Origin of the sequence: Psychrobacillus glaciei, from assembly GCF_008973485.1 — a bacterium.
Classification (GTDB): Bacteria; Bacillota; Bacilli; order Bacillales_A; family Planococcaceae; genus Psychrobacillus; species Psychrobacillus glaciei.
Genome location: NZ_CP031223.1, coordinates 3,923,602 through 3,949,618 on the forward strand (window position 1 = coordinate 3,923,602; position 26,017 = coordinate 3,949,618).

Sequence of the window (26,017 nt, forward strand, 5' to 3'; positions counted from 1 at the left end):
GAATGCGTCCGCCTGCAGCGGAAATCAAGCTGTACATGGGTTAGTAGGTTCATACTTAATTCACAAAATAGTCAAATTATCCAATAAATTATAGCCATATTTTTCTCAATATTGTAGTAACTTGTGATAGAATGAATGATAAATTTATTTTTGCTAGTGAGGAGTGCTTTTAATTGATTATCGAACCATCTAAAAAAATGTCTATATTTGAACCAGCTATTTTCGGTGATTTAAAAGCAGCAGCCGCAGCTAAAAAGGCAGCAGGTTTTGACCTATATGATTTAAGTTTAGGTAGCCCCGATCTGCCGCCCGACGAAAAAGTTAGAAAGATTTTATCGGAGCAAAGCTACTCAGTAACTACATATGGCTACACATTAAGTGGCACAAAACGTTTTTGCGAAGCAGTAGCTGATTATTATAAACGGCGTACTAGTGTTACCATAGACCCTCAAACAGAAATTGTACAAACGATGGGATCTCAAGAAGGACTTGTTCATCTTCCATTTGCCTTTTGTAATGAAGGAGATTATGTGTTAACGACCAATCCTGGATATGTCGCGTACGATGCTGGCATTAAACTAGCTGGGGCAGTTCCATACTATATGAATCTATTAGAAGAAAATAATTTTTTACCTGATTTAAATGCAATCCCAGATGAAGTGGCTTATAAAGCAAAACTAATGATTTTGAACTTACCAGGAAACCCTGTTCCTGCTATGCCAGATGCAACTTTTTTTGAAAAAGTCGTGGCATTCGCAAATAAATATAATGTTATTATTCTACATGATGCAGCTTATTCCGAATTCTACTTTACTGGCGATTCTCCAAGTAGTTTCCTAGCTACACCTGGAGCATTAGAAGTTGGAATGGAGATCAATTCTTTATCCAAAAGTTTTAGTCTTGCAGGTACACGGATTGCTTATATCGTAGGAAATGCGGAAATGATAAGTATAATGAAGCAGCTTAAATCGAATCTAGATTTTGGTATTTTCGGACCTATCCAAGAAGCAGGAATTACTGCATTAAATAATGCGGAAGAAATTACAGATCGTTTACGAAAAGTTTTTGCGGAGCGACATAGAGTATTATCGCAAGGATTGGAAAGTATCGGTTGGACAGTCACACCTTCTACAGGTGGTATGTTTGTATGGGCAAAGTATCCATATGACATGCATGATATAGATTTTGTCTTTGAAGTAATCGACCAAACAGGTGTCGTCATGGTACCAGGTACTGTGTTTGGTTCAGCAGGAGCTAGATTTGTTCGAGTTGCTCTAGTGCAAGATATAGAGATTCTAAAAAAAGCAGTTGAGCAGTTGAAAAAGTTAAAAATTAAAGTCCCTTCGCCAATTTGATTAATGAATTTAAAAAATATGACCAATCAAAAACGCTTCTAAGTATAAATCCTACTTAGAAACGTTTTTTGTTTTCTATTTTCAAAGCTGTATTGTTTAAACCGTCTAATTTTTACTTGTTCTTTTTTCATTCTCCTGAGGATGCACGAGAGCGAATCTCTCCCATCTTCTAGTTCTCCATCTGAAATACATAATTGTTGCTCTTGTCCATTCGTCAGCGGCGATTGCTAACCAAATTCCGGGAAGTCCCAAATCTAATACAAATACAAAAAAGTAACCTAGTGGCAAACTCATCATAACCATAGAAAAAGCGCCAATCACAACTGGAAAGCTTGCATCTCCTGCAGCTCGCAATGAGTTAATAATAACTATATTCATTGTACGCCCGGTTTCAAGAAACAGACTTAGTATTAATACAGACGCTCCAATCTTTATGATTTGCTCATTACTTGTAAACAGCCCCATCAGTGGATATCGAAATATTGTTACAACCGTAACCATGACTAATGTGAAAAGTAGTGCCCACTTTACACTAAACCAAACTGACTTATACGCTTCGTCTTTTTCATTGGCCCCCACAAATCTACCGACAATGATTGCCGTTCCCATACCAATCGCAATGGCAAATAAATAAGTGAACATCGATATATTTACCGCATATTGTCTAGCTGCTAAGGATTCTGCACCTAAATATGTCGCATAATACAAAAATACAATTTGGCAGCCTTGGTATAAAATCTGTTCAAATGCAGATGGCAAGCCAATTTTTAAAATCTTACGAATGTACTCTTTTGAAATTGTGAAATAGTAATGCACTTTCACACGATACTCCATTACTTGATATAACAACCAGAAGAAAATAAGCAATGCAACAAATCGACTAACTACGGATGATATCGCTGCTCCTTGAACCCCTAATTCTGGGAAACCAAACTTCCCAAATATCAATACATAGTTTCCAAAAACATGAATTATATTCATTCCTAATGAAACAAACATCGTCTGTTTTGTATATCCATGTACTCGAATAATAGCTGCTAAAGCATTAATTATTGCTTGCAGGAAGATCGCTCCGCCAACAATCGACAAGTATTTATATGCATAGGCCAATACATCTGCCTGTAAGTTCATCGAAATCATAATACTTTTAGAAAACAATATAAATCCTATACTTAGTACAATTCCAACTCCTAAATTTAATGTCACAGCTAATCCAGAAATTTTAGACGCTTCTATGTATCGCTTTGATCCTAAATACTGCGAAACAACAATCGCTGCTCCGTTTCCAACCACTTCTAATATTAATATAGCTATATGAATATACTGATTTGCTGCTCCAACACCTGATACAGCATCATCTGACAATGCACTAAGCATAAAGGTATCTGCAATACCCATTAACATAAACAAAAATACTTCTAGAAAAATAGGCCAAGTCAAATGATATAAACTTAACTTTTCTCCTAGATCCTTTTTCTTACTAATTGCCATCTAAATTCCTTCCTTGCCTAGTTACTTTCAATCGGATGAATCTTACCATATATGTAGTAATTCTAAAACAGCTATACAAACTAGTTTTGAATATTATAAAATGCAATGTGAAAGAACCCATTCAAATCATAGAAGCCTAGTTCTCATTCCAAACTAAAAAACGTTTGACTACAAATTATAGTCAAACGCCATAATCTTTTTTAGTTTGGTGTTATTCAATCAATACCTACATGCTTATGGATATATTCTTTCAACGTGCCGTTTGAAAAAACCATTTCATTAATTAAAAGACTATCTTTTACATACGCTAATTTATTTCTTTCCGTCGCATCAGAGTTGATATGCAAAGTATTATCCATATAAAGTATTCCTTCATTTGTAGTTCTTTCTTTTCCATCGTCCTGTGAATTATTAACTAATCCCTCCCTCTTCAAATCTTCCAAAGTTTTTGTGTATTCATTCTGCAAAGCATTTTTCAACGTATTCTCTAATTCTTGCATGGATGCTGCTTTTTCCTCTAAAAAGTTATAAGTGTAATAGGCAAGCAATACTTGTTCTTTTAAGGTCAATGTTCCCAATAGTAATCCTCCTCCGTATACCCTTTATATCCATTATTCCTTTTCTTACGTACGCTTAAACCTAGAATTTATTAAAGATAAAAATAGCTCGAATCTACTTTAGATTCGAGCCATAAAACTATTTACCAAACACAAGAATTTCTATTTTATAAGGAGCTTTCTAATAAATAAATCGAAAAAATAATAGAAAATGGAACAGATCATTCCACAAACTAAAATTGTCCACCCATACATAAAGAAGTCTGTATCCCAAAAAGGATAAAGACAGGGAATCCCAATGAAACCGATTCCGAATGCACCATGTAAAGCAAACATTACAAGTTCTTTCTTTTTTTCTCTCCTATTAGCAACCCGTTCCGCCCAGATGGAAGTAAATATTCCATAAGTAAAGATGATCGGAGCAGATACAATACTTACACCTAAACATACCTCGAAATAGGTATCATAAGGTTGCATGAAAACGAGTGGTAAAACAAAAAAGGAAACTATTGAAGTGAGCAATGCTGCTAATAACTTTCTATCTCCCATCTACTTTCCCCTTCCCTTATTCAAAAACAACCAATTGCTTATTCGGTTTTACTAAGGTGTAAATAATACCTCCAAAAATAAGCAGGATACCGATTGATTGTAAAATAGAAGGACGGAAATCTAATATAATTGTATCAAGTAATATTGCAACTACGGGATCCACAAAAACTAGAGCTGATATGACAAGGGTTGATAACTTGCGAAGACTATCAAAAAATAAATAATAAACGAACCCGGTATGTATCAATCCAGTTCCTAATATGTAAAGCCAATTGGATATACTTAAACCATGAAACACATTAAAGTTCATAAATGGAAATAACATCAAAATGCCAATCGTCGTCTGTAAAAATGTCATGGCATACGCACTTAAGCCATTAATGCCTTTCCCAAGCAGCATTGTCATGGCATAGCACAAAGCCGATAGAAGTGCCCATACAAAACCTGAACCAAAGAAATCCGTGAGAGAAGTGAAGTTCTGAACACCGATAATGAGTATACTTCCGAGAAAGCACACTACAATTGCAAGCAATGATGTCATTGTCATCTTCTCTTTTAAAAATAAGCTTCCTAATATCAACACAAATATAGGAGCTAAGTTATAAATAGAAATGGCAACGGTAATCGACATCTCTTCAAAAGCTTTAAATAAAAACACCCAATTTAACACTAAAAAGATTCCGCATATCATCGTTTGTATAACTTCACGCTTACACCAAGCTTCCACTTTATGTTGACCTGAGATAAACCAACATAAGCCTAAAAAAAGAGTAGCGCAAATACAACGAACAAAAACTAATTCTGCCGCAGGAATTCCTGTCTTTCCTGTAAAAAAACCGATAGAACCGAAAATAGCCATCGATAAAGTCATTTTCAGCATTGCTGCTCCATTCATATTAGTAAACCTCTCTTCTTTCGCAATAAATCTGAATACTTAAATTTAACCTTATCACTCTAGTTAATAAGTTTACAATAGTAAAAATTTATCCCCCTACAAACAATGCGCATTGACTAATGGCAATAAAGAATGCCTCGTTTTGAATCGGAGAGTCCTCTTCTATTTCTAACTGAATTGAAAATTCCTCTTTTAGTTCTGCTTTCCAACGAGCAATTTCTTTGTTGTTATGTGTATATCTGGACCAACCTTCCATTTCCTTATGCAATTTGATTTGCAAGTTGCCGTCTGTAATCATGAGATCTGGAATGAGTTCTTTCCATTTATCGTAGGCAACAATGTATGTATGTTGTTGCACAAGATCACTTGCTTCATAATAGACTCTACCTTTTTTTGAAACTTTCTTACATGTGAAAATGAGCTCTTTATTTGTGTTATATACGTTATAACGTAAAAAATAGCGATAATCCATTAGCTTATCGACGAATTTCTTTAATTTATTGGAATAATATCTTTGGAATTCAACAGAAGCTACCCCTTCATGATTATAAACAGAGATCAGGGGTGTTATGTCTATTGAGTTAGGTTGGGTATACGTATATATGTGCACATTAAATTCTCCTTTATGGCTCTACTATTTTTCCTACAAAAATTTAATATAATTCAAACCTACTGCACATAAAAGAAATTATTTAGACCAAGATTTAAACAAGCTTTCTGACTAGTATCAACAAAAATTATCGAATTTTTCCGAAAAGTACTTGTTAGTTTATTTATACTGAAACAGTTCAAACATTCTATAATTATGGCTCTAAAACAGTAATTAATAACCAGCACTTCTTCGTCACTTTGGTCTGTTAGTTGCAAATATAAATGTTAATCATTAATATCAATTAAATTAAATCGTTTTTATACTTTCTTATCCAATATACAAAGAGTACGAATAAGCAAAAAAACTAAAAAACATTGGGATGTTTCTTTAAAATGAACAATTAACAAAAAGCTACTTGGAAGTTTTTCAGTAGTTCTATTATTACTAATCATAACAATTGTTGTTAGTCACATACAAATCAAAGAAGTAGACAATTCGTATAATGACTTAGCAAACAAAAAAGGGATGAAAATAGTTAGGGAGACTGGAGGAGATTACTTCATTCGCTTCGTCCTTATCAAATATAGCAGAGGATTTACAACCAGTAGTTAGCAAATTTAAAATTTAATCAAAAAGCCTCCTGTAGAATAATAACAAATTCTACAGGAGGCTTTTTCTTTGATAGTTTAAAATATCTTCCAGTGATTTTTCAAACGATATTAGGGGCGACCATCCAGCATCTAAAAGCTTTTTAGATGTAGTAACCTCTATATTTTCTTGAGTATTCTTCAAAGTTTGGATCTTAAAATCTACTATTGATAAGTTTTGTAATGCTACTGTTATCTCTTTTAGGCTTCTTAGCTGACCAGATGTAATATCATAAATTACTCCCGATTTTCCAATCTCGAATAGTTTTTCATATGCACGCACAGCATCTCTCACGTCAATAAAGTCTCTTTGGACAAATAAGTTGTTTACCGTGAGTACTCTTTGTGAACCATGCAATTCCATCTCGGCAACTTTCTTTGCAAGTATGGAGCATACTCCTGTAGAATCTCCAGGTCCTATTAAATTGGACGGTTTTGCAATTACTATATCCATTCCATAAAGTGATTCCCATGATTGCGCAACTAAAACTTGAATTGTTTTACTTAAGCTATAAGGATGTTGGAACGAAGAGTACATACCTAAATCTAATTGGAGAGCCGAACCGACAATTACTATTTTACAAGGTAAGTTTTCTTGTCTTATTGAGTCGATTATATAAGCAGTGGACATTGCATTCGCTTCTAATGATGTGATTGGTTCATTCCAAGAATCTTGCACATTATTTTGCCCAGCAAGATGAAGTAATTGTTCAGGTTTTACCTTACTTATCAAGTTCTTCACTTGATTTTTATTCGTCAGATCACATTGTTCCATATGAATTCTTTCGTCTGTTAGGTTCATCGGGAAGACTCTTGAAACAGCGGTAACATCGTATCCTGCCTTTTTGAAGTATTGGCATGCGTGTAAACCAGTAAAACCATTGGCTCCAGTTATCATTATTCTTTGTTTTCTTGTCATTTTTTTAACCACTTGATTTCTAAGCATGGACTAGTCATTGGATTTTGCCTCGTTTACGTTACTCTCAGCTTTTATATTAAAAGCATATGTCTCCTTTAATCCATCCTCTATGTTATAAATTGGCTTCCAATTTAAATGATGTTGTGCTTTTTTATTGCAAAGACAGCTGTGTTTAATATCTCCTTCTCTGGCTGCTGTGAAACCTCTCGCTACACTAATCCCATGAATGTCTGAAATGAGGGATAAAATTTCATTAATCGAAGTTTTTTGCGAAGTGCTAATTTGTATAGTTTCTTGATTACCGTAAGTTAATGCAGCAAGATTAGCTGAAACAATATCCTTTACGTAAATGAAATCTCTTGTTTGTTTTCCATCCCCATGAACATTGATACTTCCACCCTTTTTAATACGATCAAAAAAGACAGCCACAACACCTCCCTCGCCTTTTGCCATTTGCCTTGGTCCGTATACGTTTGCATACCGCAAAATAGTATAAGGTTGTCGATAAAGCTCATAAAAAAGCCTTATGTATGACTCTGCAGTCAACTTTGACAACCCATAGTAGGAAGCTGGAATCGTTACCTCATCTTCTGAGAGAAGTTCTCTGTTTAGATTGCCATATACGGCAGAAGTACTTGCAAATATGAATTTCTTTACCTTCGCTTTATGACATGCTTCTAACATATTTATAGTGCCAATAATATTTATATCTGCATCATACCTTGGATAAAGGACGGATTTCCCTACATCCGCTTGCGCCGCTAAATGGAAGACCGCGTCTGGTCGAACTTCCATAATAATCTTTCTTGCTTCTTCACTACCTATATCCACTACATACATATGAGCCTGCGGATTTACATATTCTTTCTGCCCTGAAACTAAATTATCTAGAATATGAACCTCCATTCCTTTTGAAATAAGTGCATCAACAAGGTGAGAACCAATAAAGCCTGCTCCACCTGAAACGATTACTTTCATAACTAATCCCCTTCTGACTTTTCCATACTATATGCAGAACAGCAAGCTACTTATGGGACATGTGCCGATAAAAGATTAGTAGTTATAAAAAAATTAATGAACGAAATAGAACATTCGTCGAAGTCAGCAGAAAACTAGTACTATTTACACTCATTCAAATTGTGTTTGATTAGTATTGGCAGTTCTATTTTCGTTTGGAGAATTTACAAGGACAGTAAATGTTGGATTCGGGAGGGTGTAATACTTGGGAAGATTTTTGGCTATCCTTTCCCAAATTACTTCATCTACAAAAACACTAGTCATTCCAAGTGGTTGTGAGAATAAGCTATCGTAGTATTCACTACTAACTGGATACTTATTTTTTTCAAAAGTTGGAGTAGGTAGTAGATAATCTTTGGGTAAATTATTTATCACTTTTCCCCACACTTCACGATCTATAAACATACTAGGAGTAGGGTAAGGGTTATTGAATAAGTTATCGTAAGAATCACCTCTCATAGATTTAAGAAGATTAATCGAATTGGGGTTGGGAATAATAAATTTATCAGGTAGTGAACGCTTTATCTGATCATACACTCTCTTAGAAACAAGTATGCCTTCGTTCGTTTGTTTTACCGAGAACATAGAATCATATCCATCTGTAGGTATATACGATTCGTCACCTTCAGGTATAGCTTTAGAGATCTTGGATTGCCATAGTTTTTTCCATGAATCCTTCCCTTTAGCGAACAAATTGATAAATAAACGCTTAATGATTTTAATCAATTTGGCCACTTTGCTCACCATTCTTCCTAATCAAAATGGCTTCTTCATAGACTTCCCATAATTTTTCTATCCCTCGATCAATAGACCAGTGTGTCATTCCCCATTTTCTTGCATTGGATCCTAATTTTTTAAGAAGATATTCATTATTCAATAATAATAACAAATTTCTATATAATAAATCTGAATTTGCAGGAGGAGTTAGCATGCCTGTCACTTTATGCTCAACCATTTCAGGAAGCCCACCTACGTCGCTAACTATACACGCCTTGCCTGCTATTTGAGCTTCTATAAGGGATAATGGTTGGTTTTCTAACAAAGTTGGTAACACGAATATATCTGATTTTCCCAATAGAGAAGGTACATCGTCCCTTTTCCCCAAGAAATGAACATAATCTTCTAAGCCTAAATCTCTACTAATAATTCGTAGTTTTTCTTCCTCATCACCTGACCCAACAATCCAACACACCCAGTCTTGTCGTACTTTTTTTAGCTTACCCAGCGCTACTAATAGATATCGGACCCCTTTTAATTCGGTGAGTCTACCTGTATAAATAATAACTTTTTTATTTTGTGGAGGTAAGATAAGTGATTTTGTCATCATATTTTTTTTAAAACCCTCTGTGTCAAATCCGTAATGAAGAATTTTTAATTGATCATTAGGCACATTAAAATCATTTACTAAAATTTCTTTTAACCAATTATTGGCTACAACTGTAATCTCCGCTGCTGTTGCTCCATTTCTTTCTAATTCTTCATAATAAGATTTTGCCATATAAGAATTTCCTGATTTATGAATAGTATCCAATTGGTGTTGTATCTCTTTTGCAATGGATCCATGTAAAGTAGCTACTAATGCAACATTGCTTGGACGTACTCGATTAATACAAGCGGTTGAAATAACATCTTGTGTATGAATTAGGTCATATTTATCTAACCCAAAGTATGCCGCTCCTAATTCAAAAACATATCGGTGAAACTCCGTATATTCAATTAATTTGTTCTCATAAATTTCAGGATAATTTTCCTTATTCAATTTGGCTTGGAGCAAAGGCAGCAATTTTTCTCGCTCAAGTTTCTTATTCTGATTGACCATATGCACATTCAGGTTGTCCTCATCATATCCGAGCACATCTACTTCGTGACCAAGCATTTCTAACTTATTTTTTAACTGACTCATATAGCTCCATACTCCACCTAAATGAGGAATAGACCAATATGTGGCTAACAATATTTTCAATATTTACATCTCCCCGTTTTAATCGTATACCTTATGTTTATTTAAAGGGTAAAAATTTGACTAGGCGATTCTTTTAATTTTTGCGACGGGCTTGCGCAGGAGCAATTGAAGCGGCTTGATGCTTGCCCGACTTGCAAGCGTCCACCTTCAGCAGAAATCAAACTGTTCATCGCATCTCAATTCATATACATTCTTCTCTTTTAAAAAAGATAACTTCTATATGTCTATTTTCAATAATTTAGCCAAAGTTGTAGTCTAGAGAAGCTACTAAGTAGAAAAGCTTTATACTCTCTCCCTAAAAAAACGAGAGTAACTTTTTATTTTTATAAATTAGGAATATAGCCTTTATTTTCTTTAATCTATTGCATTAACTATAAAACAGGTTGTTGATATGATCATAGAGGAATCTACATTCTACACCTGTGAAATAGATTATAAGGAGGTGAAGAATGTGGAATTAACTGAACTTAAAGGAGAATATGATGCAATATTTAGTTTAGGGAATCTTTGTTTAACGTCTATACAACTTAAAAAACATAACTTGAGACCCTATTCTGGTGTACTTGATTGGGTGGCCAGTCCATTTTTATCAAATGTCAATCAACTTTTAAAAAACCGCTTCGAGGGTTTCTTAGACTATAAAAATTTAAGAATTCTTGGTTATGCGGATAATTGTATTTGTGTATCAGACGATGCAAATAACATTGTTTCCAATCATGATTTTAATGTAAATACTAATAGCCTTGAACATTTGGGCTCCTACTCTGAAGTAATGGAGAAATATGAAAGGAGAATTAAGAGATTTCTTAAAGAAGCAAAAAAGGCTAATAGAATATTGTTTATTCGAACAGAAGGTACTCTTGAAGATGCTGCAGTGTTACAAGACGTATTGTCTGACCTTGTTAAGAATGATTTCAGTATATTATTAATCAATCACACATCTGTCCAAGGATTAGTAGAAAAAAACTGGCCTTTAGAAAAAATATGCTCAGTTGAATTTCCTAATTTAGATATTTGGGAAGGCAATCATTCTCTGTGGGAAGAAGTGTTAAGTGGAATTAGTTATAAAAAAAGAAAGTTTTCTTTTTTAAATTTAATAAAAAAATAATTTGGGAGGAAAAAAAGTGTTTACAAATTCAACGATACTAGTAACCGGGGGGACAGGCTCATGGGGAAATGAGTTAATCAAACAGCTGCTATCTATGCACCCTAAGAAAATTATTATATTTTCAAGAAATGAAAATAGACAAGTTACCATGCGGAGAAACTTTCCAGATACAAGAATTCAATTCTGTATCGGCGATATACGAGACAGAGATGCCATCAGTACCGCATGCTCTGGGGTAGATTATGTATTTCACTTGGCTGCATTAAAGCATGTAACAATATGTGAAGAAAATCCTATAGAATCGTTCAAGACAAATGTGTTGGGAACTTATAATGTCATCGAAGCTTCAATAGAAAACAATGTGAAGAAAGTAATTTATGTATCTACTGACAAAGCAGCTGATCCAGCGAACACCTACGGCATGACAAAAGCGCTTGGTGAAAAATTAATGATTCATGCAAACAAAAAAAACACCACTACTAAGTTTCTATGTATTCGAGGCGGAAACGTGTTGGGAAGTAGCGGAAGTGTTCTACTTTTATTTATGAAGCAAATAGAAGAGCAAAACCAAATTATTATCACAGATAGACGAATGACACGTTACTTTGTTACTCCTCAATATGCGATAAAGACCCTTCTTCAAGCCGCTGAATTAGGGAATGGAGGAGAGGTTTTTGTCATGCATATGAATGCATGTAAAATTCTCGACCTGGCAGAAGTACTCATTGACTATTTCCAAAAGAAAGATGTGGATATTATTGAAATAGGTGCAAGAAATGGTGAAAAAATGCACGAGGCGTTAATAGCTCAAAACGAAGTGCCTTTAGCAACTGTCTTTAACAAAGACTTAATACTAATTTCTTCTACTAATTCTAGAGAAGGAGAATCTTCTTTACCGCCAGTTCTGTTGGATACTGAGCAAAGGTTAATGACCAAAACAGAAATTAGAGAGTTATTAACTGAGGGTGGGTATTTAAAGTAATATTTAAATAAAATCATTAGCTAAAAAATAAACGAACAAAGCGTGACCATAGAATTCAATTAAAACCGAATTCTTTAGATCACGCTCTTCTTTTACAGAAATGAGGACAAGTCGAACAGTATTGTTTGTTTGTTGTTAGATGAGAGTAACAGCAAGTACTCCTTCTCCTGGAGTCATAATCTATATCTTCTTTATAAAATCGTGATATAGGATTTACACCATAATCACCGAAGAGATTTCCTGGAGCATGAGAAATAATGAAGTGAAAATCCTCTTTAGCACGGCTTACAATCTCTTTAGAATTTCTATCTTCTAATAAAACCTTTTCATAAAGCCAAGAAATATAGACAACTACATTTTCCCAAAGAATTAATTTAGAGACTTTTGTAATATGTGAAAGTAGTTCTATTATTGGCGATACATGTTCTTTAAAAAGAGATTCTATACAAGTTGTTCTCCATTTTTCTCTATTACTTCGTGAAATTTCCGTCTCCAAGTTATGAAAATGAAAATTAGGAAGCCAAATTTCCTTGCTATTATCCGTTTCTATCGATACATTTTCGTATGAGACATTTAGTCTTTCATTCCATGACGTCATAGCATACAAATAAATAGCCGGCAAAAATGCATAACGCTTCATAAAAAGCGATGCTGCCACCTTTTCATTTGCTGCCCCAATACGTTGGCGAATAGTATCTACATACTCTTTCAAATGCTGTTCATCTAGTAAGAGAGTTGTTTCTATCGATAGTTCGGAATGCATTCTTTCAGTAGTTAATCGCAATGAGCGCAGCTGATCCATCTTTAAATCCAATTTTAAATTCCTACTTCCTTCAGTATGCATCGCCCTTTTCCAAATGGAATACATAAAGGTGTTCCAAATAGCGGGTCCATTGTGATTTGGCAATCCATTCCAAACACATGCTTCACTAAAGGACAACTAATAATATCTTCTGGTCTTCCTTGTGCATATATTTTCCTATCTTTAATTGCGACGATATTATCGGCATACCGACATGCTAAATTTAGATCATGTAGAACCATCACAATTGTTCTATTCTCTTTTTCATTTAATTCGTAAAGTAAATCGAGAATTTCAATTTGATGTGTCATGTCTAGATATGTAGTTGGTTCATCCAATAGAATAATATCTGTATCTTGCGCCAAAGTCATGGCAATCCAGGCTCTTTGACGTTGACCACCAGATAATGAGTCCACTGGGCGATCTTTTAAATCTTCAATTGCAGTGGCTTTCAAAGCATTTGTTACTTTTTCTTCATCTTCCTCCGTCCACTGTTTTAACCATGTTTGATATGGATATCTTCCTTGCTTAACTAACTGAAGGACAGTTAACCCCTCGGGAGCAACTGGCGATTGAGGAAGAATAGACATTTGTTTCGCTACATCCTTTGTGGACATTTTAGATATAGCACTTCCTTCTAGCAATATTGCGCCATTTTTCGGCTTTAATAATCGAGCGATGGAACGTAGAACTGTTGATTTTCCACAACCATTTCCACCAATAAAAACCGTTATTTCACCTTTTGGGATTTGAAGATTTAAATCATCTATTATGAGACTGTTCCCATATGAAAGGGTTAAATTTTGCGTTTCAATCGCCTGATTCATTGCACCCATTCCTCTCCATAAATTAGAATCTATTTTATGCATTACGCGTTTTGAATAATAAATAAATAAAGTAAGGTGCTCCTATGCCAGCAGTAAATACTCCAGCCGGGATTTCTAAAGGAGAAAACATCGTTCTACCGATTAAATCAGCCAGCATAACAAGTATACCTCCGATGAATGCAGATACTGGCAACAATGCGCCAAATGAGGAACCTACTAATCTTCGTGCCATGTGAGGCGCCATTAAACCGACAAATCCAATACCTCCAGCAAATGCAACCGATCCTCCGACAAGGGCGGTACTGATTAATAACAACAAGAAACGATGTCGCTGAATACGACCTCCAACACCTGTCGCTATATCATCCCCAAGTTCTAAAATATTTATATTTTTCACCATAAAAAATGCAATAAGAATAAATAGGATGGTCCATGGTACTAATATAGCTACATTGCTCCAGCTAGAACCGTATACAGTCCCTGTAATCCATATGTTGGCCTGACTTGCTCTATATATTGGTCCCAAAATCATCATTAAAGTTGTTAGGGCTTGCATAAGTGCTGATATTCCTATGCCTATTAGTACGATTCTAATCGGAGATACTCCATTTTTCCAAGCAAGAAAATAAACAAGCATTGCTATAATTGCCGCCCCGATAAACGCAGCTAAAGGCATCCACTTTATACTAACCGTCAACGCATTATTCTTATCACTGAAAAATGTTAAAAAACTTACTACCGCTACAGAAGCTCCACCCGTAAGTCCTAAAATATCCGGAGATGCTAAAGGATTTCGAATCATTCCTTGAAGAATTCCACCAGCTACAGCTAATGCCATTCCAACCATTAGGGCAACAATGATTCTTGGAAGACGAAAGGAGTGTACAACAAGCTGTTCCATGTCAGACCCACCACCGAAAAGCACTTGCAAAACAGTGAGTGGACTTATTTTCATATCTCCAAAACCTGTACTTATAATAAAAACGAATCCTGTTACTACTATTAAAGTTATTAAAACAAGCATTGCTTTTTTATCTAATAAAAAGGAAAATTTTCCTTTTAATATTCTAAAACTTTTATATTGGCTCAACGTGCATTAAACCCCTTTCTTGCAATGTAAATAAAGAATGGAGTACCTATAATAGCAGTCATCACTCCTACCGGCACTTCCTGTGGCATAATGATATACCTCGCCATTATATCCGCTGCAAGTAAAAGAATGCCTCCAAGAATCCCGGCAAAAGGAATGAGCCAGCGATGATCAATTCCTACAATAGATCTCGTTACATGTGGAATCACAATCCCAATAAAACCAATTGGACCTGCAATTGCTACTGATCCACCTGCTAAAAGAATGACAATGACAGCGACCATTATCTTTAATAGCCCTGTATTTACACCTAATCCTTTTGCAACGTCTTCTCCCATCGACAAAACGTTCATCTTCGAAGCGATGATGAGCGAACCAATCCATCCAACTAATAAATACGGTAATACCGCTGTTAATAACTCTAACTTACGCCCTTCAACTGATCCAGCCAACCAAAATAACACTTGCTCGAATGCAGCTTCATTAATAACTAGAAAACCTTGTGTAAAAGAAGCGAACATAGCTGAAATTGCTGCTCCAGCCAAAGTTAATTTCATAGGGGTTAGTCCTTCTCTACCCGTTGAACCGATCACGTATACCGCAATAGCGGCAACTGCTGCTCCCAAAAAGGAAATCCATGTGAAAGCTTGAAGATTTCCTACTGAAAAAAGAGTCACTGCTAAAACAACTGCAAAACTAGCTCCAGCATTCACACCAAAAATCCCAGGCGATGCAAGTGGATTTTTGGTAAGAGTTTGCATCAGTACTCCTGATATAGCTAAGCTACTTCCAACAGCGGCAGCTATTAACGCACGCGGTAGCCTAACTGTTTGTATTATTATATGTTCATTTGAACCATCATTATTTTGAAAAGCATCTATAATCATTTTCCAAGTCGTATTTGTATATCCATAAACAATGCTTGTGCACATTAAAAGTAATAATAATGAAATAGCAATGATAAGGCCAAGAAATCTCTGCCTATTATTTTTTAATAACATCACAAAAACCTTCCCAATATCCAGTAGTAAACGCAATTTTACATGTTTAAGTCTATTCGATGTTATATGGACTGTCAATGAGTATGAAAATCATTTTCAATTAAATATTGACATCCAAATTGAATAATATTAATATTAACACTGCCTTGAAAATGATTATCATTCACACCTTACATAGGAGGAACAAAATTAAATGAAAAATTTTAAATTAATTATTACCCTTGTTGCAATCATGAGCATTTTCTTATTAGCTGCATGTGGAAATTCAGAAGATAAAGCTGACGAAAAACAAGGCTCAGACAACAAGACTGAAGATACAAGCTATACAGTTGAGCATGCGATGGGACAAACTACTATAAAAGAAACACCTAAAAGAGTAGTCATTTTAACAAATGAAGGTACTGAAGCTTTATTAGCAATGGGCATTAAACCAGTTGGTGCAGTTAAATCTTGGTTAGGTGATCCATGGTACGACCATATTAAAGATGATATGGAAGGCGTAGAAGTAGTAGGAACTGAATCAGAAGTAAACTTAGAGAAAATTGCATCATTAAAACCCGATTTAATTATTGGAACTAAAATGCGTCAAGAGGCGGTATACGATCAGTTAAGCGCTATTGCTCCAACCGTTTTTTCTGAAACATTAAGAGGAGATTGGCAAGAAAACTTCAAATTATATGCAAAAGCTTTAAACCTTGAAGAAAAAGGAAATGAAGTATTAGATCAATTTAATACACATTTAGAAGACGTTAAAGCTAAACTTGGTGATAAAGTTAATCAAGAAGTATCCGTTGTACGTTTCATGGCTGGAAAATCTCGTATCTATTATACAGACTCCTTCTCTGGTGTTATTTTCAATCAATTAGGATTTAAACGTGCTGCACAGCAAGCAGAGCTATTTACAGCGGATAACAAACTTGGTAACCTTGCTATTGAAGTAGGGAAAGAAGTTATTCCTAAAATGGATGGAGACGTTCTATTCTACTTCACATATGCACCACAAGGTGATCCAGCAGCTTTAGATACTGCAAAAGAGTGGACAAATGATCCACTTTGGAAAAACTTGAATGCAGTGAAAACTGGAAATGTTCATGAAGTAAGTGACGCTGTTTGGAATACCGCTGGTGGAGTAATTGCAGCTAACTTAATGTTAGATGAAATCCAAGCTATTTTTGAAAAATAAACTATACATCAAAAAAGATCCCCTTTCTATTTGGACAGGGGATCTTTTTTTAGTTTTGTTGCTCTACTATTCTATTTTCTTGTGTCGGTTTAATTGCTGCATTAAAAACATGAAAACCCCTAGCAATACAAGGATACCACCTATAATTTGCCAACCAACAAGGCGCTCTCCTAGGAAGATAGCTGCTAAAATGGTTGCGCCTACTGGTTCACCTAAAATACTCATAGATATAGTCGTGGCATTCACATAATTCATTAACCAATTATTAATGACATGTGAAATTGTCGGTACTACTGCTAGCAAAATAAAAATGCCCCATTCTTTTGAATCATATCCCCCTAAGTTAACTTGAGTTGATATATTATAGACAATCAATGCAATCGATGCAAATCCAAATACACAAAAACTATAAATCCAATGGGATACTTTTTTGACTACTTTTTGTCCAATAAGTAAATAGCCAACGACTACAATCACACTTAGAAAGGAAAGAATATCGCCTACTATGGCACTCTTATTTAACCCAAAATCGCCCCAACCTACCATAACTGCTCCCAAGACAGCTATTCCCATCGTCATTAACGCCGTTTTAGTTGTTCGCTCTTTAAATAGAATAGCTCCACCAATTAAAGAAACAATTGGCTGCAAAGCAAGAATAATCGTTGAACTTGCAACTGTTGTTAATTTCAATGAACCAAACCAAAGAGCAAAATGCAAAGCCAAAAATAAACCCGATAAGCACAATAAAAGCCATTCTTTACTTGTTAATTTTTGAAATTCTCTTCTTTTAAACCATACGATCGGTAATAACAATAAGGATGCTAATACCATGCGGTACATACTTAAAATAGTTGCTGGTGCACTCGACCATTTCACAAAAATGGCCGCAAAAGATATTGCAACAATAGAAATAATTAATGGCAATATGATTGATTTAGATGTATTTCCTTGACTCACTTTTTTACCCCATTCTCGCAACTCGTTCTATTTATAATTACTTCTATAAATATAATCGATAACCAAGAGAATAAAAAGCTATTTTAATCGACGTCTTTGCCATTTTCTATATTTCTCCCATATTAGCTTTCCACCGGTTGATGCAAGTAAAATAACAGACAGTGCAATGCCTGATAATGCTGTTATAAGTGAAATCCACTCAAAAAAGGAATAATGCGATACTTTTGACCAATCCGTTTTTCCTTTCCAGTCATCGATTGCTAAGTTCATACCATAGATTCCAGAGATTACTGTATAAACAGTTAACATAAATAACAACATATTTTGTCTTTTAATGGTTTGTTTTTCTTGCACACGAAAAAGATCGTCCACTGTTCTTTTCACTTCTTCAAACAAATAATTTATGTTAAATGTATCACGTAATATATGTGTAAACTCTTTCCCTTCTGTTCGTGAAGATACCTCATTAAAATAGTATCCTGAATCAAACTTGGATATTAATGCGATAAGTTCCTCCACAAATACCTTATCCTTCGCCCAATTTACATCACTATGTTCAAAGGATAGCTTAAAAAACATTATTTTATAATAATAATGTAGTAATAAGTTATAATAGTGAGTACTCATAAATTGGGATATTTCTCTCTTTAATTGTTCTTGTTTTTTGATGGAAACTGTCGTTTGTGTATGCTGAGAAGTTATTGTATATGTAAATGGTGCCCATCTATCATGAACTCGATTTTCTATATAACGTTCAATATATTCCTGATTTGTACTAGACATAAAATCTTGCCCCTCAGAATTTTTTCCGTCTAATTGTCCCATTCTATATAATTGATCTTTTGTAATTGTTTGGTTCTCAGCGGCTATTAAGAACGCAGAAGTTAACATGCGCTCATCTTCAAAGAAAGGCAGACTACCATAATACCCTTCCATTTTTTTGTTTTGTATTATAAAAGGCTTTAAAGGGTAGCATAGATAATCTAAAACGAGTTCACTCGTCGTACTAAATAACCTTTTCTGTTGAAAAGTTCTCCCGCCAATTTCTTCTTCTAATTTAGGTTGTAAGACCCGAAAATGACTCATAAAATCTAATACGTTTGTTAGAGTTTCTTGTGGTTTATCCATTTCTGTACGAATGGTTACAATACCAACACCAAAAGGACATAATATGATGTCCACACTGTTTACTAAAAAGTGTATTTCATTGTCGTTCACTTCAAATAAAAACTGTTCTTTTACTTCCTTTGAGTAGCGTAAAAAACCCCTCTCTTTAGTAGAAATCGGAAATAGTTTATCTTCAATAAATGGCAAAAAGAACTGGTCTAATTCTTTATGATTTATTTTAATACCCTCGCCATAATAAAGGTCTTGGAGACGCCCCTTTTTTAAATCAAAAAATTCGTACTTCGATTCTTCTAATCTTTTTAAAAGATTTAGGCGCTCTTTTTCACGAAAAGAAAAAGGAAATAAATACGTCATATAAGCCCGAGTTATATCAAGTTGTTTTATTTCTGTTTTTTCCACGATATACACACCCTTTTTTAACTTAAGTTTATTAGTTATACCTCCATGTTTAAATATCTAAACAAAATGCAGTTCTCCCACATAATCTCTATTAGGAAAAACTGCATTAAGCTAATGCTATTTTAAGTTGGTTTGGTTATTTTTTTGGTTGTTACGATTGGCATTACGGTTATTTTGGTTATTGTTTTTATTTTGTTCATTGGACTTTTGATTATTTGAATTTTCAAGGTTCAAGTCCTCACCGAACTCAGCTTGATTGTAATTATTAGGTTTATTATTAGTACGGTTATTGTTGTTACCCATGACTACTCACCTCCTCGACCATATTAGATTGGTCTTGAAAGAAAGAATTATACTTATTATTTACTCTGATTTTCCTTCCTTTGAAATCTTGTCTAAATCTACTTCTTCCGCAAAATCAGTTTGTAAATTAGTTTGTTGATAATAACTTCGTTTATGCTTAGGATTAGTAATTTGAGCTTCAAAAATATGTCCTTCCATAAATCGATGGAGATACAATTCCCCTATTATAAGAATTAGAGCAGATATAAAGGAAGCTGTTTCTATAACAATTGGCATTCGTAGTGTATTGCCCGTCACTCAAATTACTGCTGTTGCTAGCAAGAGATCACTCATCGCAGCTAAAGTATTACCAACCCTAGGTAAGATAAACACATCGCCAACATACCCAATAACGGTTAATACTACACGAGTGATGAATACATCCATAAAGTTGACTGCATAAAATATTCCTAATATAATCCCTAACACTGCTGTATTCATTATTAATTTTATAAGAAAAGATTTTATATAGATTATCTTTTATCACATTCCTGATTAACTGAATGAATGGTTTTTAAGGTTTTATCATTATTTACAGTTTGCTTAGCAAACCATTCATTTAATTCGTTATAAGTCATCCCAGAGTTTGCATTTTGTCTTTTTACTTCATCAATATTTGTACCAACAATTGTGAATTTATCTTGGTTATTTTCCAATTATATTATCTCCTTTTTGTTGTTTAGGTTGACCTAATTAATAATGGTCATACATATAAAAATAAAAGCAATCATTTCTCTAGTAACGAGTTTTCTTTGTGCGAGAAGGGAGCAGATGAGCGTTAAGCAGAAAACTGCGCAACTAAAATACTTCGAAGACAGGATTTTTCTTCTCCAATTTTATGTACTTTTTTATCTCTTTAAAAAATAAAAAGCGAATAGAAATATTCTCTACTCGCTTTTTACTTATTATGCTAAACTTCCAGTGTACTTTAACTCTTCTATTGATAAATGATCTGCTTTACCATCTAAAATAGCCTCAACATCCGTTAGTGTTTGGGACATTAATACCACTTTTCCTTCTTGACCCGTAAATGATTCTGCAACAAAAAAGGCTTGTGTAAAGAAGGCCTCTAATCGTTCTCCTCGATTGTATGTTTCCTTCTCGGCGTCGGGAATTTTTTTCATACCATGAACAACTACTATTGAACGTAATTCTCTATATCTACGTAGCAGCTTCTGCGCACGCTGTCTTAAATTGAAGTGACGTTGATCTAAGTCTACACCTTCAATAATAGATGATGTAGAGTAAATTGGGTGAACCGCTGGGAATAAATGACGTGTAGAGAGGTCCGCATCCAACTGCCAAACGGTTTCTAGAGGACCATAAGGCATATCTTCATCCACTACTTCACCGGAAAGATCTAACAGTATCGTCGTGATATTATCCATACTTTCTGACACTAATTTTTCTTGTAAATCTAACAACTCGCCAGACACCATATAACTCTTATCCGTGATAAAAATGATATCCCCAGATAGCTGGGACAATTTCACAAACGTTTCGTTAACTGACTTTGTTACATAGTCTGCTAATTCTGTCGTTCCATCTAACTCACTATACTCAGTTGTTGGTAATAAAAAGACTGTCGTGTAATCAGTATCTTTAAATCGATGCATTAGTTCAGCAAGAATAACCAGTTGCCCCATACCCGGACGAGCAACTATTCCAGTCGTCCCTCCTTTTACTAGTGGTGCAAAGAAATCCAACGTTTTAATTTGCGTTTCAATCATATTCAACTTCTCCCCTCGTATGATTAATTCATCCACCGTACAATTCGCAAGCGTCGCAAGACCAACAAGTGTTTTTACTTCCGCTTTTCCTAAATCAATTTTCCCCGTGCATAAATTAGATACTGTTGCTGGACGAATCCCAATCGATTTAGCTGCGGTCGTTAAATTTGGTACCTTTCTTCTCAGTAAAGCTACATTCAGTCTAATTTCATCCAAGTCACTCACCATCCTTACTTTTAATAGTAATTTATTTTACTTTTAAATGCAATGATTATTTCTTTTAAACGTAAAAATATTTACTCTGTAGAATATAAGCGCAAATAAAAAGCACTCGATACATACACAATCTGGAATTGTAAATGAAGCGAGTGCTCTATATATCAATTATTTCTTTATTGTGCTGAGTGATTTATTTAATAAATACATCACTTTTTCATTAAATTACGTGGATGCTATTCGAATCACCTTCATAAGTAAACTTAACTACTATCCTCTAGTAATAGCACAGAGAATCGTTGATGTTCATAGATAATTCCATAAAATCCATATAAAAAACTTCATTGTCAGACTAATTCATTAATGATATAGTTATTTTGTCCAGTATTTGCTTATATTCGAAGTTCAAAATTGATAAAAAAGTAACAACTTTTGAGAATGTTCACTCTAAACTAATGATGCATTTATGTAACTCTTCTCCTCATATAGCTTGACTTACTCAGGAAATTAGCGAATAGATTCAAAAATCAGTAGTTTAAAGTAAACTTCGTTAGTCACTACATATCTAACAAGCTTCAAATAGTTCTGAATAAAAATTCGTTAGACCTTCTGTAAAGTTTGAAATTACATATAATAATAGGTGGGTGTCATTAATGAAATGGATTAAAAATTTGAGGATCACAAAAAAGATGTTGCTACTAACTTCCATTACAACTTTAAGTTTATTAATTATTGGAGGTATTAGTCTTTGGCAAATATCCAAACTAAGTAATAACATAGAAAGCGTATATCATTGGAATGTAGTTCCAATTGAAATCGTATCTAACATGAAATCGAGTCAGCAAAATGTTAATGCATCGGTTTTAGAGTTAATCATTTCTAAGGATAATACAAAAAAGCAGGAGTTACTTTCGAAGATAAATACAGAGCAACAAGAAATTGATCAATTTAGAGGACAATATAATGCGAATATCCCTGTAGTCATACAAATGTTCGATACATACGACGGTCTACGGAAAGATTATCAAAATCGATTAAATAATATCATTGAATTAACAAAACAAAATAAAAGCGCAGAAGCTTATGAAATTTACTTAAAACAATTAGAGCCAATTGCTATTAAATTAATTGATGTAAATTCGCAACTTATTGAGTTCAATAGTAAGTATGCAGAGGACTTCTATAAATCAAACAAAGATGAAGCTTTAGCTTCTATTACCTTACTTGTTTCCATTATTGCCATTGCTATTTTAGTATCTGTTTTAATTAGTTGGGTAATTACAAAGTTAATCATTCGTCCTGTCAATGAAATGAAATTATTAATGCTGGAAGCGGAAAATGGGGATTTAACTGTCCAGAGCAAATATCAATCGAAAGATGAAATAGGTGTTCTTGCTCTCTCATTTAATGAAATGCTATTTCATTTAAAAGAATTGATTAAACAGGTACGTGAATCTTCTGAGCAAGTTGCCGCTTCTTCAGAGGAGCTTATGGCAAGTGCAGAGCAAACAAATCATGCTGCAGAGCATATTGCAGAGTCTAGTATGGAATTAGCAACGGGATCTGACAGTTCTTTGAAGGGAACAGAAGATGCTTCTCTATCTGTAAAAGAGATGGAAGCTAATATTATGAATATTTCAGAGTCAATTTCCAATGTCTCTAGCAATTCTAAAGTCACTTCTTTAGAATCAGAAAAAGGAAATGAAGCCATTAAAAATACGATTCTACAAATGAATACTGTAAATGAATCCGTTCTTCGTTCCGCTAATATTATTAAATCATTAGGAGTTCGCTCAGGAGAAATTGAAAAAATTGTGGGAGTTATATCGGATATATCGGAACAAACAAATTTATTGGCGCTAAATGCAGCAATTGAGGCCGCACGTGCTGGTGAACACGGTAAAGGATTTGCTGTAGTAGCAGATGAAGTTAGAAAATTAGCAGAAGAATCGAGAAAATCAGCTGATCATATCACTTCCTTAATCCGCGATATTCAAGGAAACACTAATAGCGCTGTGAGTTCAATGGAAAAATGTACGGAAGATGTCGAAACAGGCATGTTGTTGGTCAATAATACAGGTGAATCATTTGAAAAAATTTATCATTCAGCTAGTGAAGTTTCTAAGCAAATGGAAGAAGTGTCTGCTTCCATTGGAAGTATTACCGAAAATGCGAAATCACTTGCATTTCATATTACGGAAGTATCCAACAACGCAGAAAAAGCTGTTTTAAACACGCAAAACGTCGCTTCAAGTGCAGAAGAACAACTAGCTACAATGGAGGAAATTTCAGCATCCTCGGACAACTTGGCAAATATGGCCGAGGAACTACAAAAAATGGTTATCTCATTTAAGGTAACAAAAGACTAGTACAGTTGAAAAAGGAACATTAAAATCCTAAACTACTCGTACCTAACACAAAACTCACGACACCTTGATTTATTTAAAACGAACTCCTAATCCTATTGGATGGGAGTTCGTTTTTTATAGATTCCTTATAATAATATCTGATTTTTTGAGAGGGTCTACTTCTAGTAGATAGTATTCCTCTCCTTTCCAATACCTTCGTTCATATTTTTTTAATCGCTCATTCATATCTCCTATGTATGCATCCCTTTGTAAAACCCTGGCGTTCCGCATATCCCTTGGACAATCCAAGTAAATCATAAAATCGAAAAAGCTTTTCCATTCATTCCTTTGTAGGAAGACTCCTTCAATTAAAATGATCGAGCATTGTCCTATGTTAATGCTCTGAGAATAGGATTGATCTTTATCGAAATCATAAAATGGTAGATAAAGATGATTTGATTTTTGATGAACTGCTTTAAAGAGGTTTTCTTTGATACATTGCACATCCCATTGAAGTGCATAGTATTCATACCACTCAGGATGGCCCGTGTTATACCTTTTCGCACGTTCTACTATTAAATGATCAATATGGATAACTATAACTTGAAATCCTTCATTCATTAGCTCTTCCTTTATCTTTTCAGATAATGTCGTTTTACCTGAACCACTTAATCCATCCATACCGATAATATACGGTCGATCTATTTTTTCTAGTTGATTAATTTCTTCTATTACGTTTTGAAGAATCCGCATAAGGTATTAACCACTACTTTCTTTTATCAAATTAGTAATGCACTTAATGACAATTCTCGGGTCTTCTAAGTGTATTGAATGCCCTGTTTTAGTCTGAATATGTTCTGTCTTGTTCGTTAATTTCGACAAAAGCATTTGCCGTTTCTTCCATTGCTCCGAATTATTCTCGGCACTTATTACCTTAATAGATAAGTCATCACGTAGTGGTTTTGCTTCCATTAATTGTTTCGCAGAAATGGAACTATCTCTGTACTCTCTGTACATAGACTTATATGCTCCTAAAGTATATCCGATATATTTTAAGTGTCGGGCATACTCCTTCACTAAAAATTTTCTACCAACTTTCTGTTTCAATATCCTTGGCAGCCCCATTAATGAAGTTGCATAGCCAAACGTGACTAGCCTTCGAAATTTATTGTTTTGATTACCAGTGACATATTGATTTTCATGAACTGCATCTACTAATACTAAGCCTGTAACATCATTAGGATACATACTGACAAACAATCTCATAGAGAGTCCTCCAAATGAATGACCAACCAATATGTAAGGAGGTTGTATATTCAAATTCTCCAATACTTCTTTTAATTCTTCCACACTATCCAGTGACGAAAGTGTCATTCTCTTCGTTCGACTCCAACCATAATCTCCTCTATCGTAGGAAATAACTTTAGCAAACTTTGAAATCTCTGGTTGAACGTAGCACCAATCAATTGACACTGAACCCAAGCCTGCTTCTAAAATAACTGTAACTTCACCTTCTCCTGTTACAATAGCGTGCACTTCCGAATGCTTTGTTTGTATTATTTGACCTGGTGGGGCAACTTTATTTAGTTGATTCATTGCTAAATTCCAAACCGTTAGTGGAAATGCAGCAACTCCTAAAATATTTCTTATTATTGTCGCTTTCATTTGTTTCTACATTCGTTTAAGTTAGTAGTCTTTAAAGTCGATAGTATTGATTCGTTTTTAGCTTCTATAAAAAATGTATTTTGTACAAACTCTTTTCCACCATGATGCTTGTACCTTCCTAAAACTCGATTCACACGCTCAATATCATTTCTAGTATTCTTAATTAAAATGTCTTTTTTAACGAACATATCTCTTCTCCCAACTTTTATTGTTAAATCTCCTTTATTACAAGTTCGTCACCAGTAGTTTATTTC

At 34.4% G+C, this 26,017-nt stretch carries 25 protein-coding genes and 2 pseudogenes; 5 read left to right on the forward strand and 22 right to left on the reverse strand.

Annotated features, from left to right (window positions below):
• The first annotated feature begins 173 nt into the window (after nucleotides 1-173).
• Nucleotides 174-1,355: an aminotransferase class I/II-fold pyridoxal phosphate-dependent enzyme gene (locus tag PB01_RS18535; RefSeq protein WP_151701547.1), complete on the forward strand. Its 1,182-nt coding sequence runs from the start codon at nucleotides 174-176 to the stop codon at nucleotides 1,353-1,355.
• Nucleotides 1,356-1,460: 105 nt separating this feature from the next.
• On the opposite strand, the gene PB01_RS18540 is transcribed toward PB01_RS18535, so the two are convergent.
• From PB01_RS18540 to PB01_RS18580, 9 genes are all read right to left on the reverse strand, one after another.
• Nucleotides 1,461-2,846, reverse strand: coding sequence for an MATE family efflux transporter (locus PB01_RS18540; RefSeq protein ID WP_151701548.1), 1,386 nt, complete (start codon nucleotides 2,844-2,846; stop codon nucleotides 1,461-1,463).
• Between the two features lie 215 nt (nucleotides 2,847-3,061).
• A complete protein-coding gene (locus PB01_RS18545) occupies nucleotides 3,062-3,424 on the reverse strand; it encodes a hypothetical protein (RefSeq protein WP_151701549.1) in 363 nt (120 codons plus the stop codon).
• Between the two features lie 141 nt (nucleotides 3,425-3,565).
• Nucleotides 3,566-3,952 carry a hypothetical protein gene (locus tag PB01_RS18550; RefSeq protein WP_151701550.1) on the reverse strand — a complete coding sequence of 129 codons (387 nt, stop codon included), beginning with the start codon at nucleotides 3,950-3,952 and terminating at the stop codon, nucleotides 3,566-3,568.
• A 16-nt stretch (nucleotides 3,953-3,968) separates the two neighbouring features.
• Complete coding sequence (locus PB01_RS18555; protein ID WP_151701551.1) at nucleotides 3,969-4,847, reverse strand: DMT family transporter; 879 nt, start codon at nucleotides 4,845-4,847, stop codon at nucleotides 3,969-3,971.
• Between the two features lie 88 nt (nucleotides 4,848-4,935).
• Nucleotides 4,936-5,457: a tubby C-terminal domain-like protein gene (locus tag PB01_RS18560; protein WP_151701552.1), complete on the reverse strand. Its 522-nt coding sequence runs from the start codon at nucleotides 5,455-5,457 to the stop codon at nucleotides 4,936-4,938.
• 642 nt (nucleotides 5,458-6,099) lie between these two features.
• Nucleotides 6,100-7,005, reverse strand: a complete 906-nt coding sequence (locus tag PB01_RS18565) for an NAD-dependent epimerase/dehydratase family protein (protein WP_151701553.1) — start codon at nucleotides 7,003-7,005, stop codon at nucleotides 6,100-6,102.
• Between the two features lie 30 nt (nucleotides 7,006-7,035).
• Entirely contained in the window at nucleotides 7,036-7,983 is a 948-nt protein-coding gene (locus PB01_RS18570; protein ID WP_151701554.1) for an NAD-dependent epimerase/dehydratase family protein, read from the reverse strand.
• Between the two features lie 150 nt (nucleotides 7,984-8,133).
• Nucleotides 8,134-8,748, reverse strand: coding sequence for a hypothetical protein (locus tag PB01_RS18575; protein ID WP_225986104.1), 615 nt, complete (start codon nucleotides 8,746-8,748; stop codon nucleotides 8,134-8,136).
• Nucleotides 8,741-9,985, reverse strand: a complete 1,245-nt coding sequence (locus PB01_RS18580; RefSeq protein ID WP_151701556.1) for a glycosyltransferase family 4 protein — start codon at nucleotides 9,983-9,985, stop codon at nucleotides 8,741-8,743. Before PB01_RS18580 ends, PB01_RS18575 begins: the two co-directional genes overlap by 8 nt.
• A gap of 451 nt (nucleotides 9,986-10,436) precedes the next feature.
• On the opposite strand from PB01_RS18580, the gene PB01_RS18585 reads away from it, so the two are divergent.
• The gene (locus PB01_RS18585) at nucleotides 10,437-11,093 is read left to right on the forward strand and encodes a DUF1796 family putative cysteine peptidase (protein ID WP_151701557.1); all 657 of its coding nucleotides are present in this window, start codon (nucleotides 10,437-10,439) and stop codon (nucleotides 11,091-11,093) included.
• Between the two features lie 16 nt (nucleotides 11,094-11,109).
• Nucleotides 11,110-12,075 carry a polysaccharide biosynthesis protein gene (locus PB01_RS18590; RefSeq protein ID WP_151701558.1) on the forward strand — a complete coding sequence of 322 codons (966 nt, stop codon included), beginning with the start codon at nucleotides 11,110-11,112 and terminating at the stop codon, nucleotides 12,073-12,075.
• A 79-nt stretch (nucleotides 12,076-12,154) separates the two neighbouring features.
• Here the strand turns inward: PB01_RS18590 and PB01_RS18595 are convergent, their stop codons facing one another.
• From PB01_RS18595 to PB01_RS18610, 4 genes are read right to left on the reverse strand one after another with little or no spacing between them, the layout of a single operon-like run.
• Nucleotides 12,155-12,889 (reverse strand): IucA/IucC family C-terminal-domain containing protein, encoded by a 735-nt coding sequence (locus PB01_RS18595; protein WP_225986105.1) that lies wholly within the window; start codon nucleotides 12,887-12,889, stop codon nucleotides 12,155-12,157.
• Between the two features lie 2 nt (nucleotides 12,890-12,891).
• The gene (locus PB01_RS18600; RefSeq protein ID WP_151702116.1) at nucleotides 12,892-13,704 is read right to left on the reverse strand and encodes an ABC transporter ATP-binding protein; all 813 of its coding nucleotides are present in this window, start codon (nucleotides 13,702-13,704) and stop codon (nucleotides 12,892-12,894) included.
• Between the two features lie 34 nt (nucleotides 13,705-13,738).
• On the reverse strand, nucleotides 13,739-14,794 hold the full coding sequence (locus PB01_RS18605; protein ID WP_151701560.1) for a FecCD family ABC transporter permease: 1,056 nt from the start codon (nucleotides 14,792-14,794) through the stop codon (nucleotides 13,739-13,741).
• Nucleotides 14,791-15,795, reverse strand: a complete 1,005-nt coding sequence (locus tag PB01_RS18610) for a FecCD family ABC transporter permease (RefSeq protein ID WP_151702117.1) — start codon at nucleotides 15,793-15,795, stop codon at nucleotides 14,791-14,793. Before PB01_RS18610 ends, PB01_RS18605 begins: the two co-directional genes overlap by 4 nt.
• Nucleotides 15,796-15,988: 193 nt before the next feature.
• On the opposite strand from PB01_RS18610, the gene PB01_RS18615 reads away from it, so the two are divergent.
• Nucleotides 15,989-16,978: an ABC transporter substrate-binding protein gene (locus tag PB01_RS18615; protein ID WP_151701561.1), complete on the forward strand. Its 990-nt coding sequence runs from the start codon at nucleotides 15,989-15,991 to the stop codon at nucleotides 16,976-16,978.
• Between the two features lie 66 nt (nucleotides 16,979-17,044).
• Here the strand turns inward: PB01_RS18615 and PB01_RS18620 are convergent, their stop codons facing one another.
• The 6 genes and pseudogenes from PB01_RS18620 to PB01_RS18650 form a co-directional block, all read right to left on the reverse strand.
• Nucleotides 17,045-17,935: a DMT family transporter gene (locus tag PB01_RS18620; RefSeq protein ID WP_151701562.1), complete on the reverse strand. Its 891-nt coding sequence runs from the start codon at nucleotides 17,933-17,935 to the stop codon at nucleotides 17,045-17,047.
• Nucleotides 17,936-18,013: 78 nt separating this feature from the next.
• Complete coding sequence (locus PB01_RS18625; RefSeq protein WP_225986106.1) at nucleotides 18,014-19,462, reverse strand: hypothetical protein; 1,449 nt, start codon at nucleotides 19,460-19,462, stop codon at nucleotides 18,014-18,016.
• Between the two features lie 117 nt (nucleotides 19,463-19,579).
• Nucleotides 19,580-19,765: a histidinol-phosphatase gene (locus PB01_RS18630; RefSeq protein ID WP_151701563.1), complete on the reverse strand. Its 186-nt coding sequence runs from the start codon at nucleotides 19,763-19,765 to the stop codon at nucleotides 19,580-19,582.
• A gap of 60 nt (nucleotides 19,766-19,825) precedes the next feature.
• Nucleotides 19,826-20,281, reverse strand: a pseudogene (locus PB01_RS21570) (DUF2512 family protein).
• A gap of 62 nt (nucleotides 20,282-20,343) precedes the next feature.
• Nucleotides 20,344-20,460, reverse strand: a pseudogene (locus PB01_RS21575) (gamma-type small acid-soluble spore protein); the annotation flags it as partial.
• A 249-nt stretch (nucleotides 20,461-20,709) separates the two neighbouring features.
• Nucleotides 20,710-21,750, reverse strand: a complete 1,041-nt coding sequence (locus PB01_RS18650) for an ATP synthase beta subunit C-terminal domain-containing protein (protein ID WP_151701567.1) — start codon at nucleotides 21,748-21,750, stop codon at nucleotides 20,710-20,712.
• A gap of 653 nt (nucleotides 21,751-22,403) precedes the next feature.
• Here PB01_RS18650 and PB01_RS18655 point away from each other — a divergent pair.
• Nucleotides 22,404-24,119, forward strand: coding sequence for a methyl-accepting chemotaxis protein (locus PB01_RS18655; RefSeq protein WP_151701568.1), 1,716 nt, complete (start codon nucleotides 22,404-22,406; stop codon nucleotides 24,117-24,119).
• Nucleotides 24,120-24,233: 114 nt separating this feature from the next.
• Here the strand turns inward: PB01_RS18655 and PB01_RS18660 are convergent, their stop codons facing one another.
• Genes PB01_RS18660 through PB01_RS18670 form a run of 3 tightly spaced genes read right to left on the reverse strand, consistent with a single transcriptional unit; the run spans nucleotide 24,234 to nucleotide 25,951 of the window.
• Nucleotides 24,234-24,851: a kinase gene (locus tag PB01_RS18660; protein ID WP_151701569.1), complete on the reverse strand. Its 618-nt coding sequence runs from the start codon at nucleotides 24,849-24,851 to the stop codon at nucleotides 24,234-24,236.
• 6 nt (nucleotides 24,852-24,857) lie between these two features.
• On the reverse strand, nucleotides 24,858-25,763 hold the full coding sequence (locus tag PB01_RS18665) for an alpha/beta hydrolase (RefSeq protein ID WP_151701570.1): 906 nt from the start codon (nucleotides 25,761-25,763) through the stop codon (nucleotides 24,858-24,860).
• The gene (locus PB01_RS18670; protein WP_151701571.1) at nucleotides 25,760-25,951 is read right to left on the reverse strand and encodes a hypothetical protein; all 192 of its coding nucleotides are present in this window, start codon (nucleotides 25,949-25,951) and stop codon (nucleotides 25,760-25,762) included. Before PB01_RS18670 ends, PB01_RS18665 begins: the two co-directional genes overlap by 4 nt.
• Between the last annotated feature and the right edge of the window lie 66 nt (nucleotides 25,952-26,017).

Bases quoted from the DNA above. Each gene is read 5' to 3' on its own strand.
- PB01_RS18540 (WP_151701548.1), bottom strand. From the start codon at position 2,846: ATGGCAATTAGTAAGAAAAAGGATCTAGGAGAAAAGTTAAGTTTATAT.
- PB01_RS18550 (WP_151701550.1), bottom strand. From the start codon at position 3,952: ATGGGAGATAGAAAGTTATTAGCAGCATTGCTCACTTCAATAGTTTCC.
- PB01_RS18555 (WP_151701551.1), bottom strand. From the start codon at position 4,847: ATGAATGGAGCAGCAATGCTGAAAATGACTTTATCGATGGCTATTTTC.
- PB01_RS18565 (WP_151701553.1), bottom strand. From the start codon at position 7,005: ATGACAAGAAAACAAAGAATAATGATAACTGGAGCCAATGGTTTTACT.
- PB01_RS18570 (WP_151701554.1), bottom strand. From the start codon at position 7,983: ATGAAAGTAATCGTTTCAGGTGGAGCAGGCTTTATTGGTTCTCACCTT.
- PB01_RS18600 (WP_151702116.1), bottom strand. From the start codon at position 13,704: ATGAATCAGGCGATTGAAACGCAAAATTTAACCCTTTCATATGGGAAC.
- PB01_RS18610 (WP_151702117.1), bottom strand. From the start codon at position 15,795: ATGTTATTAAAAAATAATAGGCAGAGATTTCTTGGCCTTATCATTGCT.
- PB01_RS18615 (WP_151701561.1), top strand. From the start codon at position 15,989: ATGAAAAATTTTAAATTAATTATTACCCTTGTTGCAATCATGAGCATT.
- PB01_RS18630 (WP_151701563.1), bottom strand. From the start codon at position 19,765: ATGGGTAACAACAATAACCGTACTAATAATAAACCTAATAATTACAAT.
- PB01_RS18655 (WP_151701568.1), top strand. From the start codon at position 22,404: ATGAAATGGATTAAAAATTTGAGGATCACAAAAAAGATGTTGCTACTA.
- PB01_RS18660 (WP_151701569.1), bottom strand. From the start codon at position 24,851: ATGCGGATTCTTCAAAACGTAATAGAAGAAATTAATCAACTAGAAAAA.
- PB01_RS18665 (WP_151701570.1), bottom strand. From the start codon at position 25,763: ATGAAAGCGACAATAATAAGAAATATTTTAGGAGTTGCTGCATTTCCA.
- PB01_RS18670 (WP_151701571.1), bottom strand. From the start codon at position 25,951: ATGTTCGTTAAAAAAGACATTTTAATTAAGAATACTAGAAATGATATT.